At 48.6% G+C, this 15975-nt stretch carries 13 protein-coding genes; 3 read left to right on the top strand and 10 right to left on the bottom strand.

Annotation, left to right across the window (positions count from 1 at the left end; all coding sequences use genetic code 11):
* Positions 1-129: 129 nt before the first annotated feature.
* The 3 genes from M0415_RS16755 to fabB form a co-directional block, all read right to left on the bottom strand.
* A complete protein-coding gene (locus tag M0415_RS16755) occupies positions 130-1146 on the bottom strand; it encodes an aspartate-semialdehyde dehydrogenase (protein ID WP_011622207.1) in 1017 nt (338 codons plus the stop codon).
* A 2-nt stretch (positions 1147-1148) separates the two neighbouring features.
* On the bottom strand, positions 1149-2279 hold the full coding sequence (locus tag M0415_RS16760; RefSeq protein WP_088212179.1) for a 4-phosphoerythronate dehydrogenase: 1131 nt from the start codon (positions 2277-2279) through the stop codon (positions 1149-1151).
* A gap of 315 nt (positions 2280-2594) precedes the next feature.
* The gene (gene fabB / locus M0415_RS16765) at positions 2595-3806 is read right to left on the bottom strand and encodes a beta-ketoacyl-ACP synthase I (protein WP_176399965.1); all 1212 of its coding nucleotides are present in this window, start codon (positions 3804-3806) and stop codon (positions 2595-2597) included.
* A 138-nt stretch (positions 3807-3944) separates the two neighbouring features.
* Between fabB and mnmC1 the strand changes: the two genes are divergently transcribed.
* A complete protein-coding gene (mnmC1, locus tag M0415_RS16770) occupies positions 3945-6032 on the top strand; it encodes an FAD-dependent 5-carboxymethylaminomethyl-2-thiouridine(34) oxidoreductase MnmC1 (RefSeq protein ID WP_088212181.1) in 2088 nt (695 codons plus the stop codon).
* Between the two features lie 173 nt (positions 6033-6205).
* On the opposite strand, the gene M0415_RS16775 is transcribed toward mnmC1, so the two are convergent.
* From M0415_RS16775 to prmB, 6 genes are all read right to left on the bottom strand, one after another.
* Complete coding sequence (locus M0415_RS16775; RefSeq protein ID WP_249554656.1) at positions 6206-6814, bottom strand: RNA methyltransferase; 609 nt, start codon at positions 6812-6814, stop codon at positions 6206-6208.
* 3 nt (positions 6815-6817) lie between these two features.
* Positions 6818-7099 (bottom strand): YfcL family protein, encoded by a 282-nt coding sequence (locus M0415_RS16780; RefSeq protein ID WP_220055148.1) that lies wholly within the window; start codon positions 7097-7099, stop codon positions 6818-6820.
* Positions 7100-7161: 62 nt separating this feature from the next.
* Positions 7162-8304 carry an ATP-NAD kinase family protein gene (locus M0415_RS16785; RefSeq protein ID WP_249554654.1) on the bottom strand — a complete coding sequence of 381 codons (1143 nt, stop codon included), beginning with the start codon at positions 8302-8304 and terminating at the stop codon, positions 7162-7164.
* A 64-nt stretch (positions 8305-8368) separates the two neighbouring features.
* Positions 8369-9538, bottom strand: coding sequence for an MFS transporter (locus M0415_RS16790; protein ID WP_249554652.1), 1170 nt, complete (start codon positions 9536-9538; stop codon positions 8369-8371).
* Positions 9539-9607: 69 nt separating this feature from the next.
* Positions 9608-10702, bottom strand: coding sequence for a chorismate synthase (gene aroC, locus M0415_RS16795; RefSeq protein WP_011716526.1), 1095 nt, complete (start codon positions 10700-10702; stop codon positions 9608-9610).
* Positions 10703-10828: 126 nt separating this feature from the next.
* Positions 10829-11773, bottom strand: a complete 945-nt coding sequence (prmB, locus tag M0415_RS16800; protein ID WP_011716525.1) for a 50S ribosomal protein L3 N(5)-glutamine methyltransferase — start codon at positions 11771-11773, stop codon at positions 10829-10831.
* An 80-nt stretch (positions 11774-11853) separates the two neighbouring features.
* On the opposite strand from prmB, the gene smrB reads away from it, so the two are divergent.
* The gene (gene smrB, locus M0415_RS16805; RefSeq protein ID WP_088212185.1) at positions 11854-12384 is read left to right on the top strand and encodes an endonuclease SmrB; all 531 of its coding nucleotides are present in this window, start codon (positions 11854-11856) and stop codon (positions 12382-12384) included.
* Positions 12385-12449: 65 nt separating this feature from the next.
* Here smrB and sixA read toward each other — a convergent pair whose 3' ends face one another.
* A complete protein-coding gene (gene sixA, locus M0415_RS16810; RefSeq protein WP_011625784.1) occupies positions 12450-12920 on the bottom strand; it encodes a phosphohistidine phosphatase SixA in 471 nt (156 codons plus the stop codon).
* Between the two features lie 169 nt (positions 12921-13089).
* Between sixA and M0415_RS16815 the strand changes: the two genes are divergently transcribed.
* Positions 13090-15879 (top strand): insulinase family protein, encoded by a 2790-nt coding sequence (locus M0415_RS16815; protein ID WP_088212186.1) that lies wholly within the window; start codon positions 13090-13092, stop codon positions 15877-15879.
* Positions 15880-15975: the final 96 nt, after the last annotated feature.

Raw genomic sequence — 15975 nt, forward strand, 5'->3', positions numbered from 1 at the left:
TTAGGCAATTGTATTTATTGAGATTACTATAAACTAGAAATCCCAGCCCTGCTACTGTTCACAATTGTAAAACAAAAAAAGCCTGCTGGCAGCAGGCTTTTTCACTGGGCATCAATCGCCACTTAAGAGTTAGTAATAGTCTCTCACTAAAATCTCGGCAATTTGCACACTGTTTAAGGCTGCGCCTTTACGAATATTGTCCGACACCACCCAAAGGTTAATACCGTGAGAATGGGAAATATCCTTACGCACACGGCCCACATAAACAGGATCGGTACCTGCTGCATGGGTTACAGCTGTTGGATATTCGTCATCGGATTCGAACAATACCACTCCTTCGGCATCGCGCAGTAAAGCTTTAATATCTTCTGCATCCGCAGGTTGGCGCGTCTCAATATGTACGGCTTCAGAGTGACCATAGAAGACTGGTACACGCACGGCCGTTGCGTTAACGAGGATTTCGTCATCACCGAAAATCTTCTGGGTTTCCCAGACCATCTTCATTTCTTCTTTGGTGTAGCCGTTATCCATAAATTTATCGATTTGCGGCAATACGTTAAATGCGATTTGCTTTGGATAAACTTCAGCGTCAGCAGGCAGACCTTGCAGCAGCTTAGTACATTGTTTTGCCAGTTCTTCAATCGCCTTCTTACCTGTTCCAGAGACTGACTGATAGGTCGCGACGTTAATACGGCTGATACCGTAAGTGTCGTAAATCGGTTTTAGAGCCACCAGCATTTGAATGGTCGAGCAGTTCGGGTTTGCAATGATATTACGGTTGCGGAAATCGGCAATCGCATGGGGGTTAACCTCAGGCACAACCAGTGGAATATCAATGTCGTAGCGGAAGTGAGAGGTGTTATCGATCACCACACAACCCGCTTCAGCGGCGATAGGCGCCCACTTGGCCGAGACATCGCCACCGGCAGAGAAGAAACCGATTTGTGCTTGACTCCAATCGAAGGTTTCGACGTCCAAAATGGTAACTTGTTTGCCATGGAAGCTGACCGTTTCACCGGCGCTACGGCTACTGGCTAAAGGATATAAGTTCGCAACCGGGAAGTTACGCTCTTCGAGGATCTCAATCATTGTTTGACCCACTGCACCCGATGCACCTAAAACGACAACATTAAATTCCTGCGACATAATTACCGACCGACTCCTGAAAAACCTAAATTGGACAACCAATCTACCTCAGATTGGCCGTGATAAGCCAGCGCCAATGCACTAAATTCGCGTCTATGTTTGTGATTTTTTCTCATAGTGTCGAAGCCATTCTCCTTTACAAAGCCATTTCGGAATACGGCATCGTCATCACGCAGGTCGTAGACGAATCTCGCCAGCTGTAATAAGGCTTTTTCATCGGGGGCTTGTTCGAGTTCAACCGCCTTAAAATGAAATGGAGGCAGGAGCTCAGATAAGCGTTTAGTGGCCGGAATGGCTAACAACTCACACAACTTTTGGTACAGCATAAAAGTGCCGCGGGCCTTACCCTCTAAGCTGTAACCGGCGATATGCGGGGTCGCAAACTCAGCAAAAGGCACCAGCTCCGGCATGGGATTTGGCTCCCCTTCCCATACATCGAGCACCAATTTAAGGTCATCCCTTTGCTGCTTAACCTTAATTAAGGCTCGATTATCAATCACATCACCGCGGCAACAGTTCACAAGCCAGGTATTGGATTTAAGACTCATCAGGCGCGCTTCATCGAAAAGATGCAGCGTCTTATGCTCGCCAGTGCGAGTGATGGGCACATGTAGGCTGACGATATCTGCTTCATTTAATAGAGTTTCAAGGCTCACAAAATGGCGGGGATCGCCTTCGGCCGCTTTGATGGGGTCATTGAGTAATACCTTAATGCCGTAGGCTTCGAGGCATTTGGCCGTTGCGCTACCAGTATTACCCGCACCGACAATCCCCACGACTTTGCCCTTGAGCGGCGAATTAAACCGCGCCGCCAGTTCTAACATCGCAATAAAAGCAAACTCCCCGACTGCGGTCGCATTACAGCCGGGCGCATTCGAAAAGGGGATGCCACGCCCTGCAAGGTAGCCCAGATCCACATGATCCGTCCCTATGGTGGCACTGCCGACAAACTTAAGTTTTGAATTGGCATCTAACAGTGCGGCATTCACTCGGGTGACCGAGCGCACCAGCAGCACATCGGCATCTTGCACCAGCTCAGGCGTCAGCGTGCGGCCATTGACTGGGATTATCTCGCCTAACGCCCCAAATAAGGGTTCGACATAGGGCATATTTTCATCGACAACAATCTTCATGGGGACCTTTCTGATAAAAATGGGCTAGAGAATGAGTAGCCAAGGATTCTAGCAAGACTCTGATCATAAACCCAATCTCTAAGTCGCATTATGCCAATCGTATTAAATATCTGTTCATTCAGCGGGAGCCACACAGGCATCCCATTCCCGCGTTACATCGACTTAAAAGGGAATAAGCATATCTGCATCAATGCGCCTTGGATTGAAATGCCAGTGAGGCTCTGAACTGATTAGATATTTAATGTGATTGGTATTGCTCAATTTCAGCCAATAAAAAAGGAAGCTTAGGCTTCCTTTTTTAACGAAAATAATGGCTTACTTATATTTACGCATCACTAATGTTGCGTTAGTGCCACCAAAACCAAAGCTGTTGCTCATCACAGTGTTTAGCTCTGCATCGCGGTATTCACGCACGATTGGCATGTCCTTCGCGGCTTCATCTAAGTTATCGATGTTGATGCTAGGAGCAATAAAGCTGTTTTCCATCATGATCAAGCTGTAGATGGCTTCGTGTACACCCGCCGCGCCTAAGGCATGGCCAGTCATAGACTTAGTCGATGCAACTGGTGGGCACTTGTCTTTAAAGACTTCACGAAGAGCTTCTAACTCACGCACGTCACCAACTGGGGTAGAAGTACCGTGGGTGTTGATGTAATCAATTGGCGTGTCCACACCGGCCAGAGCCATTTGCATACAACGCACCGCACCTTCGCCAGACGGAGCAACCATGTCGTAACCGTCTGATGATGCGCCATAACCAATCACTTCAGCGTAAATCTTCGCGCCACGAGCCAGAGCGTGCTCTAACTCTTCAACGATTAAGATACCGCCGCCACCGGAGATCACGAAACCGTCACGGTCCGCATCATAGGTACGAGAGGCTTTTTCTGGAGTGTCGTTGTATTTAGTCGACAGTGCACCCATCGCATCGAAGCCCATGGTCAGGGTCCAATCCACTTCTTCTGAACCGCCCGCAAACACCATATCTTGCTTACCCATTTGGATAAGTTCAACGGCGTGACCGATACAGTGAGCACTGGTCGCACAGGCTGAGCTGATAGAGTAGTTCATGCCTTTGATTTTGAAGGGGGTCGCCAAACACGCGCTGGCTGTGCTCGACATAATGCGTGGCACGATATAAGGACCCACGCGTTTTACGCCTTTTTCGCGCAGAATATCCGCCGCTTGAACTTGGTTAGAAGACGAAGCGCCGCCTGTGCCTACAATCAAACCTACGCGAGGATTTGAATACTGCTCTTCAGTTAACTGAGCATCCTTAATGGCTTCTTGCATTGCAATGTAAGCATATGCCGCAGCATCGCCCATAAAACGCAGCGCTTTACGGTCAATCAGCTCAGAAGGATCTAATTTGATATTGCCCCATACATGACTGCGTAGTTGCATTTCTTCAAACTGAGCGGAATGTGTAATACCACTACGGCCCGCTTTAAGTGACTCAGTCACTTCTTGCTTGTTATTACCGATACTTGAAACAACACCCATTCCGGTGATCACGACTCTTTTCATTTTATTGCTATCCATTGTGTACATGTCAGTACCTACTTTTTGCTGAGCCAATAGTATCTGTTTTGCTTCAATTAAGTGGTCAGCTTTCCATAAAGGCGGGTAAAATAATGCCCAATATGAGACCGAGAGTATATTTCTTTGACTGCTAAGCCCCAAAAATCTTGCCAATTTAAGCGTGATTACCCGCAATTGATCAACCTTTATCCCCCATGCGCGTTGACTACTGCACAGTCTCTGGACAATTTAACTCGCCTTCAACGCTCTCGTTTAACGACGCCATCAGCCCAACTCGGTCAAGGACTGTGCGTCATGGGGCAATGGGGATTGGGCGATGGACTCGAGCTGCTCTCTCTACTACAACACTGGCAAACCCAGACTCAAAGCAACACACGGCTGTTAGTCAAAGTGTTTGAACCCAATCCCATTAACGATTACGAACTTAAATTACTTTGGGATCAATCGCAAAGCTTAATTTCCACGCCTCATTTACAACCGCTTGCCGATGCAATACTTAAGGCAAAACCTGCACGCATTATAGGGTGCCAGAGATTAATCTTTGATGACGGCCGCATCACGGTCGATTTGCATTTTGGCGACCTACATACAGCACTTAGTCAACTGCCCCACAGCCCTGCTCATCCTATTCAGCAATGGCTGGTTTTACCGCATTTGGCATCGCAGTTAAGCGGCAAACTAGTCTGGCAAATGGCGCGTTTGAGTGCCGATGATGCCCAGTTGATTGGGGCAAATTTGGCAGAAACCGTGCAGCAGTTTGCCCACAGCAGTGGCTTTAGCACACTTAATGTCAGCCAAGATGCCTTGAATGCTGATGCAAACGACGCAAGTCAGATTATCACCGATGAGATTTTGCTCCATGAGCGCAAACTGCTGCGCCAGCAAGCCGATACGGCTCAAGCATTTACCCCAAAACCTGCAGCGCTCGCGGCTATAGATCACCCTGTTGCCATCGTCGGTGGCGGACTGGCATCGGCAAATCTAATGCTATCCCTCGCCGAACGAGGCCAGAGTAGCATATTGTTTTGTAAGGATAATGAGTTAGGTCAAGGCGCATCAGGCAATCGCCAGGGGGCAATTTACCCCCTACTCACGCCTGAAAATGATGAGCTTAGCCGTTTTTTCCAACAGGCATTTTTGTTCAGCCGCCGCCGTATTGAGGCGCTAAGCCATACGTCGATGATGGAGACAGACGCCGCCCCTAATATTACCGCGATTTCCCATGATTTTTGTGGGGTACTGCAAACGGGTCATGATGAGCGCAGCCAACAACGGTTGGATAAAATCATCCAAAGTCAGGACTGGCCTGCGGAAATCGCCTACGCCGTTGATGCGAATGAAGCCAACGAGATAGCCCTAATAGGCATTGATAAGGCTGGATTTTTTTATCCCCTTGGTGGCTGGGTATGCCCTTTTGAATACGCCAAGGCTGCGGTGGACAAGGCCTCGCAACTTGCCAATGTGCAGTGCCATTTCAATACCGAGATCACCGAAATTGAATGTGATACGCAGGCTTGGTATCTCCACAACCAAGGCCAGCGTTTTGGGCCCTACAGCCAAGTCGTGCTCGCCAATGGCGCACAGCTCACTCAATTTTCGGCCAGTGAGCGGTTACAGATAAGTCCGTTTCGCGGCCAAGTGAGCCATGTCCCCGCCCAATTTCAGCTGAGCCAATTGGCGACCGTGTTATGCGCGAACGGTTACCTCACGCCGAGTCATCAAGGCTTGCATTGCCTCGGTGCCAGTTATGTGAAAGCAGCAGAGCACTTTGATTTTTGCCCGCAGGAGCAACGGGAAAATCTAGGGAAAATGCAAGAAAGCTATCCCAACCAAGCCTGGGTTGACGATATCGACATCAGCGGCAATAGCGCTCGTGTCGGCGTGCGGATGGTAACGCGGGATCATTTCCCCATGATGGGCTGTGCGCCCGATGTGGCTGAAATATTGGCGCGCTATGAACAGCATCAACTCAATCAACAGCAGGCCGAACAAAGCAAGCATTATTGGCAAACGACCCCCGCGCCTATCCTCGATGGCCTTTATATTTTGGGTGGTTTAGGGTCGCGGGGATTAAGTTCAGGCCCCTTGGTGGCCGAATGCTTGGCGGCACAGTTAACCGGAGAGCCGCTGCCACTGGATTGGCCTACCTTAAATAAACTCAACCCCAATCGGATGTGGTTACGCAAATTACTAAAGGGTAAAGCGCTTTAGTAAAGAGCGGTTTAAGTGAAAACCTGTGTAATTAAAAACAAGGCTTATCGTTGAGTGTTAATCAGGCTTATATCTTAACGCCCCAATAATTGGCAGCCCAAAACAAAAAAGGATTAAGCAGTGCTTAATCCTTTTTGCATTAACTATCAAACATGAACCGTTGAGCGTTAACCCTAGGTCGAAGAACCCTGTTTAGTGGTTTTTACTCGGGTACGATTATTATTGTCGCGACTTTGGCGGATCAAGGCATCACCATCAAACTCGGTCTGAGCAGATACCTGCTCGCGATGGGCTTTCGCCAATCTATCGTAAAGTAGTACGTTCACCGAGGCCGCCAGATTCATGCATCCCACAGTTGGCACATACACTACTGCATCGGCTCTATCGATAATATCTTGGCCAATGGTGCCATCCTCTGGGCCAAACACATAAAAGGCTTTCTCAGGATGCACAAACTCAGGCAAGGGGGTCGCCCCTAGGACTAAATCCACGCACACCAGCTTAGTGTCAGAGGGGAGCGCATCGAGTAAGGAGGCCACCCCAGTTAGCGGAATGCGCTCGGCGGCGCTCTGGGTATCGGCGTTATATTGCTGCGGCCCACGGGCGGCATATTCATAGCGTTTGCCGGTGTAGAACACCGCATCGACACCATAACAGCCCGAAGCGCGCATAATACCGCCCACATTGGTCGGGGTTTTCGGATTGACTAGACCGATATAAACCGCTTGCTGCGCCTCAGGTGTTGCCATGGTCTCAACCGAAGTCGTCGTGGATGAACTCATCAATTACGCCGCTAAATGACTAACAATCTTGCCATGCAATTGTGCCCATGCCGCTTCCACTAGGGCAAAATCGGCATCGTTCAATTCTTGGCGCGCGAGGGCTAAACAGTCGGTCATTTTTTCAAGCAAAGCTTCTAGCGTGCTCTCGCCTTCGTCTTCGAGTTGCGATAACACCACCGCCACATGGCCTTGCAGATAACCGCAGGCAAATAAGGCATCGTCATCACCATGGTTCACTACCGACTCAATCCACTGTTCTAGTGCTTCTTCATACTGCTCTAACATCGGGTCAAACTCTCCAATAACGTATTTCGTATTTCGCCCAAATGGCCGCTGGCCCCTCGGTGCTATAAATCTGAATAGTCGGGGTTGGCCACCTGATACATTACATAATCATGGTAACCCGTCGTAACTTTGTAATAGCCACAAAGCTCACGATCTAATTGAGGGTCGCCACTATCCACAATTAAGGGACGTCCTTCAAGTGCTTTTAGTTTAGTTTTTGTGGCGAGGATAATAATATTGTCCTTACCGAGGCGGCGGATAAGCTCTGGCGACAACTGTTGGTTGCCACGGCCGAGAATATGCCCCTGCCCGCCAATCAAGGTAATAATCAGTTTTGCCGGCTTATCTTGAGTAAGGTCGAGCAACTGCATAGCGGTTAAATCACTCGCTACTAAGGTTTTATCTTGGATTAGATCAACCCCCAATAGGGTATTATCGAGCCCAAGCTCTTCCATCACAAAGGCGACCGTACTGCCCGAGCCCATAATGTACAGCTCGTCTTCCATCTGCTGGATAACATCGGCGGCAATGTCGGCGAGCACGAGTTCATCGACTTCTTTTCCGCCCATCTTCACCGCTTGCACATAACGGGGTTCTGCAGGCACTAACAACTCACCAAAGCGTTTGGCGCGCACAGTGCCTTGGCGAAAGGCAGCTTCATCAATATCCATCACATCCGCGCTCATCAGGCTGACTAACTCACCCTCGAGCAGCATTTTCACCACCATGCCCGCAGCATGGGGGGTGATGCCATAAACGCCCGAATGGATTTTTACCCCAGCCGGCACACCAAGCACGGGTAATTTATCGTCGATAACCGCTTGCTCAAACACACTATATACATCGCGCGCCGTGCCATCGCCTCCCGCAAACAGTAATAAATCTAACGGTTCGTTCAGCAAAGTACGCACAACGGCTTGCGTGTCGACGGCCAGGGTTTTCTCCGGAGTTTGATACACCACACGGGTGTTAAAACCTAAGGCGTTGGCGGCGTCTTCCCCCATCACACCGGAGGCGGTAATGATTTCGATATCATTAGCAAAAGGAACAATCACCTCTAAGGCTTGCATCATGCGTTTTATCGCCTTGGGCTTGGCACCTAAGGCGAGTGCCTGATCGGCCACGCCATCGCTGCCTTTGAGTCCAACACTTCCACCTAAACCTGCCAGTGGATTGATGACTAAGCCTAAACGAAACCGGATCACCTTAACCTCTCTTGTTCATTATTTTAGTTTTTACAATGAGTTATTTTTCACAATCAATATCAGCTTATGCCGCAACCGCTTGCGCCCTATCCTTAGGGATCAAAAATACCGCTAACATGGCCGCAAAAGCACAGGCCGCCGCAAATACCCAAGACCATACAGCGCCGCTACCATCACCCCAGATATAACCGCAAATCCAAGTCCCGAGCGCGCCGCCAACCCCAAAGCTTAAGCTGGCATACAGGGCTTGCCCTTGGCTGCGATGACTGGCATCAAAATTTCGATGCACAAACTGAATCGAGGCCGCATGGGTCAAACCGAAGGTGAACGCATGCAGCACTTGGCTCAAACCCAGTAATAACATGCTCTCAACGCCAAAGGCCACCAGCAACCAGCGCACGGCGGTCATGGCGATACTGACAACAAGCAAGGTATTGACGCCATAACGTCCAAGTAAGCGAGGCGCAAACATAAACATTACGATTTCGGCCATTGCACCGAGGGCGACAAAAATCCCCGCGGCCGCTTCGGTGTATCCCGCCTGCTTAAGATAAAGCACAAAAAAACCGTAAAAAGGCCCAGCGCTCATCTGTAATAACATCGCCGACACCATGAACCACAGAATGGGTTTAGTCCATTTGAGCGGCTGGCGCTCCAGCCCTTGAGGACGTACGGCACGATTAGCTGGCAACGGCAAGGCGCTGACCAGCATCCCAGTAAACAAGGCTAAACCAATATAAGGCAACACCTCGGTGCCCCATTGGCCGATGGCAAAACCAGCTCCAACCACTAAGCAGATATAGCCAATACTGCCAAAACTGCGGATTTGCCCATAGCGGCTGGCATTTTCACCTAAAGTTTCGAGGGTGATCACCTCAAGCTGCGCCAAAATCGCGTTCCAGAAGAAGGTATACAGCGCGAGGCTGAGCGCCATATACACAAAGCCACCGTGGTAGAAGAAACTCAAATACGCCAGCATTGCGGCGCCCGCGCCCATCTTCACCAATTCGGAGCGCATGCCAGTGCGATCGGCCACCTTAGCCCACACATTGGGTGCCACGATACGGGTCGCCATTAAAATCGCGAGCAAAAAACCGATTTCTTGAGGGTTAAATCCACGGTTTTCGAAGAAGACCCCAAGGTAAGGGATCATAGTGCCGAGAATTGAAAAGAAGAAAAAATAACAGGCACATAGCCAGCGTAACTGCTGGCTTGTGCTAGAGATTGTTGGCATTAACGCATTCCATTTATTACACAGCCGCTATGCATCTTTATTCCATGCAGACGGTCTCATTCATCGCACCTATCTCATGCCGAGGATCGGTGTATGACTGCGAACATCCTGATTTTGAGCTCTGTGTCTTAACAGATGATCCATCAACACAATCGCCAGCATAGCTTCGGCGATCGGTACCGCACGGATCCCGACACAGGGGTCGTGACGACCTTTAGTCACCACTTCCGCCATTTCACCTTGGGCCGTCATGCTTTGGCCCGGCACACTGATACTCGAGGTCGGTTTTAGTGCAATATGGGCAACAATGGGTTGACCCGATGAAATGCCGCCAAGTATGCCACCGGCATGATTTGATTCAAAACCCAGTGGCGACATTAAATCGCGCCCTTCCGAGCCCTTTTGCGTGACAACACCAAAACCATCGCCGATTTCAACGCCTTTTACCGCGTTGATGCCCATTAAGGCATGGGCGATATCGGCATCGAGCCTGTCGAATACGGGTTCGCCCAGTCCCACGGGAACACCAGTCGCCACTACAGAGATTTTGGCGCCTATGGAATCACCGGATTTTTTCAGCTCGCGCATATACTCATCCAGCGCCTCGAGCTTACTCGCATCGGGGAAGAAAAAGGCGTTCTGCTCGATTTGACTAAAATCGAGGGTCTCGGCACTAATCGGCCCAAGTTGCGACATATAACCTTGGATACTAATGCCATGCACTTGTTTTAAATACTTTTTCGCCACAGCGCCCGCCGCAACCCGCATAGCGGTTTCGCGGGCCGATGAGCGGCCACCGCCACGGTAATCACGCAGGCCATACTTTTGCTGATAGGTATAATCGGCATGCCCTGGGCGGAATAAATCTTTGATATTGGAGTAATCTTGGCTGCGCTGATCGGTGTTTTCGATCAGAAGCCCAATGGAGGTGCCTGTGGTTTTGCCTTCAAACACACCGGATAAGATCCGTACTTCATCAGGCTCACGGCGCGCGGTGGTATAACGGGATGTGCCAGGACGACGGCGGTCTAAATCATGTTGCATATCGGCTTCAGTGAGTTCGAGCCCTGGTGGGCAACCATCAATAATACACCCGAGCGCCACACCGTGACTTTCACCAAAGGTAGTCACCACAAAATTTTGACCAATACTGTTTCCAGACATCCGCTTTTTACACCTTAAATGATTTGCTTATCGCTCCGCGCCCAGCAATGGCTGGACAATTCTTTTTCCCGCTGCAAGCCTAACTGGCAGCGGGAAAAGACTCAACCTAATTTATTCTTATTGTGATTATTGCGCGTCGCGATAAATAGCAAAAAGCGATTGATGTTCGACCAGTTGATCGCGTGTCAACACAAACACACCGTCTCCGCCGTGTTCAAAACTCACCCAAGTAAAAGGCACTTCAGGGAATTGCTCCATCAGATGCACCATAGAGTTACCCACCTCAACCACTAAAATCCCCGTTGGTGTCAGGTATTGGGCCGCATTCGCTAAAATGCGTTTGGTTAAATCGAGGCCATCGCGACCCGAGGCTAAACCAATAGCTGGCTCATGGTGGTATTCATCTGGCATATCGCCGATATCTTCTTCATCCACATAGGGCGGATTAGAGACAATCAAATCATATTGTGGACCTTCAGGAATGGCTGAAAACAGATCAGATTGCATCGGGAACACTCTGTCCATTACCCCTAAGGTTTCAACGTTGATTTGCGCCACATCGAGAGCATCTTCGCTGATATCCAGCGCATCGACCTCGGCTTCATCAAATTCGTAGGCACAGGCAATTGCGATACAACCACTGCCGGTACATAAATCTAAAATACGATTAACAGGTTTGCCGTATAACCAAGGGCCAAAGCGATTGGCAATCATCTCGGCGATAGGTGAACGTGGCACCAATACGCGCTCATCCACATAGAACTCTAGCCCTGCAAAGCGCGCTTTATTGGTTAAATAAGGCACAGGTAAACGTTCACGTACGCGGCGAATGATCAGCTCAACGATTTTGTGTTTTTCGCTGCTGGTTAAGTTACTTAAAATCACCTGTTGGCCGATTTCTTCGGGCAAATGCAGCGCATGAAATACTAAGGCGATAGCCTCGTCCCACGCGTTATCCGTCCCGTGGCCATAGTACACATTGGCATCATTAAAGCGGCTCACCGCCCAACGCAACATGTCACCTATGGTGCGTAACTCTGTTACAGCTTCATCTACAAAGATCTTATCCAAAACGCTCTCCCGCTTGTTTGTTCTCAAACATTGTAACTGAACTCTATTCAGAAACCATAGGATTCAATAGAATACCCGCCATGAATAAAGACGATGATAAAGAAGGCATGGCGATGTTTTCGGCGCTGATCGAGGGGATAAAACCTATCGCCCAAGATAAGCGGCATTTTCGCACGCCCCTAAAAACCAAACAGGAAATTGAACTGAAAGAGCAGCAACTGCATGCTGACAGTTATTTCTCAGATACTTATCAACCTCTGCTACCCGTTCAGGGGCCAATGCGTTGGCTCGATGAGGGTGTCGACAGTCTCGAGCTTAAACGCTTGAGACGCGGCGATTACCAACCGGATTTATTGCTGGACTTACATGGTTACCGCCAATCCGAGGCAAAACTCGAGCTCGCGGCGCTCATTCAAGCCTCCGTAAAACAGCAAAGCCAATGTTGTTGTGTGATGCACGGTTACGGCACTGGCATACTAAAACAGCAGGTGCCTATGTGGTTGGTGCAACATCCGATGGTAAAAGCGTTTCATCAGGCCCCTAAAGAATGGGGTGGCGATGCGGCGCTGCTGGTGCTTATCGATATTGGCGACCAACCACATCGACGTTAATGGACATATTTATCCTCTAAAAACAAAGGGCCCACTAATGTGAGCCCTTTGTTTTATCGAAGACATTAACTAATGCTGTGGGGCGCATGTTGCCAAACAATGCAGGCCTGCTCGGCATGTTTATCTATCAGAGTAATTCCTGAGGTGGCAAATAGGGGCGGCTCAACACCCGCAACTAGCTCGCTGACCAAATAGCCTAAGAGCGGCATATGGGAAATCACCAGCACTTTATCGGCCTTGTACAATTCGGCATAGGCAACAATTAAGGCGGCCACATTGGCGGGATCGCCAGAAGGTACTAAATCATCCACGACAAGCCATTTGCGAGGCTCGGGAAAATGCTGACTCAATTCTTGCCAAGTTTGCTGCGCACGTAGATAAGGGCTGACCAAAACAAGATCAAAATCGCTGACACTTCGGGCTAACCAGTTACTCATTAAGACAGTATGGTGTCTTCCTAAATCGGTAAGCGTTCTGTCCCTATCCGACTGAGCATTAAATCCAGCGTCACCATGTCGCATCAAAAATAGCTGCATACTTCTCTCGCTACCCACACTTGTTTTTGTTTTATCCCAATTGTAGCCCTAAAATGGATTTCAACAAACCTTGTAAGGGTTAATCTTTAGTCGATAAACACAAGAGATATTTGCCAAAAACCATTAAGACTATCAATATATAACAAGCCATCGTTACCGGAGTGTCTCTTTGCAAGCCTCTCAGTCTATTTACAAAAGTCCAAACGATCATCGTCAGTACCGCTATCTCGTGTTAGATAATGCCCTGCGGGTATTATTGGTCGAAGATTTGGACGCCAGCCAAGCCGCCGCTTCCATGGCGGTGGCCGTAGGACATTTTGATGATCCTGTTGATAGACCCGGTATGGCACATTTTTTAGAGCATATGCTCTTTTTAGGCACGGAAAAATTCCCCGACTCCGGCGAATATCATGCCTTTATCAATCAGCACGGCGGCAGTAACAATGCTTGGACCGGCACAGAGCACACCAATTTCTTTTTTACCATCAATGCCGACGTATTTGCCGACTCCCTAGACAGATTTAGCCAATTCTTTATCGCCCCCAAATTTGACCTTGATCTAGTTGATAGGGAGCGCCAAGCGATTGAATCTGAATTTAGTTTAAAGCTGAAGGACGATATCCGCCGCACCTATCAAGTGCTTAAAGAAACTGTTAATCAACAGCATCCGTTTTCAAAGTTTTCCGTGGGCAATTTAGTCACGCTAGGCGGAGAACAGGCGCAGGTCAGAAGCGAGCTATTGGCGTTTTATCAAAGCCATTACAGTGCCAATTTAATGACGCTCTGTTTAGTCGCCCCTATGCCGTTAGATGATTTGCAGGCGCTCGCGGCCCAATATTTCAGTGCTGTCAGCAACTTAAATCTCGTCAAACAGTATCCTGATGTGCCACTGTTTTCAGAAAATGAACTGCTTAAGCAAATCAATATAATCCCCTTAAAGGAACAAAAGCGTTTAAGTATTAGTTTTAACTTTCCAGGTATCGATCACTACTACAAACGCAAGCCGCTGACCTACATTAGCCATATCCTCGGCAATGAGAGTAAAGGCAGCCTGCTGTCGTATCTTAAAGAACAAGGTTTAGTGAATAATCTCTCCGCAGGCGGCGGAGTCAATGGCTATAACTTTAAGGACTACAGCATAGGTCTACAACTGACCGACAAAGGCGTGGCCAATATTGACGATATTGTATGCAGCTGCTTTGAGTACATTGAGCTGATAAAAAACCAAGGCCTTGAGGATTGGCGCTATTTAGAACGAGCGAATCTGCTCAAAATGGCGTTTCGCTATCAGGAGCAGGTGAAATCCCTCGATTTAGCCAGCCACTTAAGCATCAATATGCACCACTACGAAGTGGAAGACTTAGTCTTTGGTGACTATCGCATGGATGGCTTAGATATTGATGAAACCCTTGAACTATTGCGCTTAATGACGCCGCAAAATATGCGCTTGCAACTCATAGCACAGTCCGTTAAGACCGACCGCAAAGCCAATTGGTATCATACGCCCTATAAAGTCTTACCGATAAAACCCGAATCCCTTGCCCGTTGGCAAGTGACACACATTCGCCCAGAGTTGCAATTGCCTGCTGCCAATCCCTTTATCGTGGCCGATTCCATTGCTCGGCCCGATAAAAGTGAAGTCGCCGTACCCGTGATTGTCGCGGAATCAACGGGATACCGAATTTGGCATAAAAAAGACGATGAGTTTAATGTCCCCAAAGGCCACATGTATCTATCCCTCGATTCGGAGCAGGCGAGTAAAACCCCAAAACATGCTGCCCTCACCCGCTTATACGTTGAGATGCTGCTCGATTACTTGACTGAGCCCACTTACCAAGCGGAAGTCGCAGGGCTTAGCTATAACATTTACCCCCATCAGGGTGGGATCACACTGCATCTATCTGGTTTTACGGGGAATCAAGAAACGCTGTTAGCCCTGCTGATCCAAAAAGCGAGAGAACGTAATTTCACCGAAGAACGGTTTGCGTTAATAAAATCTCAACTGCTACGTAGCTGGCAAAACCTCGCGCAAGCCAAACCGATTTCGCAGCTATTCACTAGCCTGACCGCCACGCTGCAAAAACGCAGCTATGAGCCGGCTCGTATGGCTCAGATGCTTGAAAATATCACCTTAAATGATCTGCATAACCATGTACGTGCCTTTTACGAGAAGATTTACCTCGAAGGGCTGATTTATGGCGATTGGCTTGTATCAGAGGCGCAAGCCTTAGGAAAACGACTGGAACATATATTATCCCTCGTCTCTAGCCCAAGCGCGGAGTCGACCCGTGAATTAATCAACTTAACCGGGCAAGGCACCCTGCTTCGGGAATTGGCTATCGACCATCAAGACAGTGCGATTATTGTTTATTATCAATCAGCTATTGCCACACCAGAAAAAATGGCGCTGTTTAGCTTACTCAACCACACTATGTCTTCGACCTTCTTCCATGAGTTACGGACCGAAAAACAATTAGGCTACATGGTCGGCACAGGTTATCTGCCACTCAATCGCCATCCGGGACTCATTTTCTATATTCAATCCCCGACAACGGGACCACTGCATTTATTAGAGGCAATTGATGAGTTTATCGCGGACTTTAATTATGCCGTGATGCAAATTACCAATGAAGAATGGGAAAGCACTAAACAGGGACTCATCAATCAAGTGATGGAACATGATGCTAACCTCAAAACCCGAGGCCAGCGTTATTGGGTGAGCGTGGGCAACCGTGATTACCAGTTTAATCAGCGTGAATTAGTGGTCGCGGAAATCAACAAACTCACTCGCCCAGATCTTATTAAGTTTATGATGCGAAAAATGCGCACTAAGCATAGCGATAGACTAGTGCTTTTTAGCACAGGCTCTGCCCATGCGGCGCAGTCAGAGCTTGAATCAGGCAATATGATTACCGATCTTAAACTCTTTAAACAAAACACTGAAAAGTTCAATTTTTGACAAGTTAGCACTTACGTAATGGTATTCATGTCGTATGGGTAACCAACAAACAAAATCGCTAAATGCACGTAAATCTATAGTTGTATCTATTGTCAG

This window comes from Shewanella sp. 10B, from assembly GCF_023475885.1.
Lineage (GTDB): Bacteria > Pseudomonadota > Gammaproteobacteria > Enterobacterales > Shewanellaceae > Shewanella > Shewanella mangrovisoli.